Source organism: Herbaspirillum sp. C7C8, assembly GCF_022627875.1.
In the GTDB taxonomy this organism is placed as follows: Bacteria; Pseudomonadota; Gammaproteobacteria; order Burkholderiales; family Burkholderiaceae_D; genus Herbaspirillum.
Window position 1 is genome coordinate 1 of sequence record NZ_JABXGG010000072.1, and the last position, 272, is coordinate 272.

Sequence of the window (272 nt, forward strand, 5' to 3'; positions counted from 1 at the left end):
GTGCTCTTCTGCGCGGCGGGATAGCCGCCAAACACCAGCCCGGCAATCTGGGCAATTTCACGAAAGCGCCGCAGTGCCATTTCCCCGGCATTCAGGCTGGCCAGCACATCTTCCAGCAGATCCCCGGTGCCGAGCGCTTGCGGCAGGTGACTGGCCCAGTCCACCTTGGCAGGGCTGAGGAGTTCGAATCCGTAGTCATTGACGGCAATCGACACCGACAGCGGTTGTGCACGGCTGACCCGCCAGGCAATCAGATTGGCCAAGCCCAGGTT

The 272-nt window shown here is 62.5% G+C and carries 1 pseudogene; it reads right to left on the reverse strand.

The annotated features are described in order from the left end of the window. Positions 1-272: pseudogene (locus tag HWE01_RS22695) on the reverse strand (DNA ligase-associated DEXH box helicase); the annotation flags it as partial.